The organism is Streptomyces sp. DI166 (genome assembly GCF_900091315.1).
Lineage (GTDB): Bacteria > Actinomycetota > Actinomycetes > Streptomycetales > Streptomycetaceae > Streptomyces > Streptomyces fuscus.
On sequence record NZ_FLSP01000227.1, the window covers coordinates 1 to 1,676 of the forward strand.

Consider the following 1,676-nt stretch of genomic DNA (forward strand, 5'->3'; position numbering starts at 1 on the left):
CCGCGCTCGCGGGCCTGGACCAGGAGGCGGACTCGGAACTGGCCGCCCGGGTCCGCTACACCCTCGCGGGCAACCTCCTCACCGTCGACAACCTGAGCGCGGCCTACGCGCACAGCAGCGAGGCGCTCGCCCTGATCCCCGCCGAGCCGCCCACGGCGACCTGGGTGTGGGCGGCGGCCACGCATGTGCTGGTGGCACGACAGGTCGGCGAGAAGGAGACGGCGCTGGAGCTGGCCCGTGCGGCGCTGGCGGTCGCCGAGCGGCTGGGGGTGACCGACGCCGCGGCCGATCTGCTGATCTCGGTGGCGGTGCTGGAGGGCACCGGGCGGCGCAGTCCCGAGGGGCGGGCCCGGCTGCGGCAGGCGCGCGAGCTGGCCCGTGCCTCGGGCAACGCGCCGGTGGAGATGCGCGCCCTGTTCAGCCTCGCCGTGGGCGCCTTCGAGGCGGGCGAGCTGGAGGAGTCCCTGCCGTGGCTGACCGAGGGCCTGGACCGGGCCCGGCGTGCCGGGCTGCTGTCCTCGGCGTACCCGCTGGAGATGCGCTATCTGCGGCTGCTGGTGCTGTACACGCTGGGCCGCTGGGACGAGTGCCTGCGGTCCTCGGCGGCCGACGCGGACCTGCTGCCCGCCCTGGGCCGGTTCACCTCGGGGCCCGCCTGGTACGTGTCGCTGGCGCGCGGAGACCTGTCCGTCGCCGACACGGCGGGGGCGCTGCTCAAGGGGCCGTTCGACTGGATGGGCACGCTGGTCGCGGGCATCGTGCGGACCGACGCGGCCGCGCTCGCGGGCGATGCGGAGGCGGCGGTGGAGCGGATGCGGGCCACGGTGACCGCGCTGACCGACGAGACGGGCGCGCTGCCCGATGTGACGGTCCGTCTGGCCGCGCTGGCGCTGTCCGCCGTGGCCGACCGTGCGGCCGGCCTGCGCTCGGCCGGGGACGAGGACGGGGCACTGCGCTGGACGGAGACCGCGACACAACTCGTCGAGGCGGCGCGGGAGTCGGCGGGACGCGGCAAGGAACGGGCGCCGCAGGGCCCGGAGGGGATGGCGTGGCTGGCCCGCGCCGAGGCCGAGTGGGCGCGGGCGACGTCGGGTCCGGACGTGGACGCCTGGGCCGCGGCGGTGGCGGCCTTCGACTACGGCGACACCTACGAGCTGGCGCGCTGCCGGTTCCGTCTCGCCGAGGCACTGCTCACCGCCGACCGGCGCGAGGAGGCCGCGACGGAGGCGCGGGCGGTCCGGGAGACCGCCGAACGGCTCGGCGCGGCGCCGCTGCTGGAACGCGTGGAGCAGCTGATCCGGCGCGGACGGCTGGCCGACGCGCCCGCCGACGGCACGTCACCGCTGACCGCGCGCGAGCAGGACGTACTGCGGCTGCTCGCCCAGGGCCGCACCAACCGGCAGATCGGCGAGGCCCTGTTCATCAGCGGCAAGACCGCGAGCGTCCATGTCTCCAACATCCTCGCCAAGCTGGGCGCCGCGAGCCGCGGCGAGGCCGTGGCGATCGCCTACCGCGAAGGGCTGATCAAGCCGGAGCACACCGCCTCCGGCTGAGCGCGCCGACTTCGGCTCCGCCCGTCCCCCATGCGGGCGATCCCTGCCCGCTCCCGCTCCGAATGGCCATCCTTCTTTCTCCTGCCGGCACTACTGTGCGTCGCCGTGACGGTGTGTCAGCGA

The 1,676-nt window shown here is 75.8% G+C and carries 1 protein-coding gene; it reads left to right on the forward strand.

Going from position 1 to position 1,676, the window contains the following annotated elements:
• Positions 1 to 1,553, forward strand: a 1,553-nt coding sequence (locus GA0115233_RS39970; RefSeq protein ID WP_141689671.1) for a response regulator transcription factor, incomplete at its 5' end; no start/stop codon positions are given.
• Positions 1,554 to 1,676 lie beyond the last annotated feature (123 nt).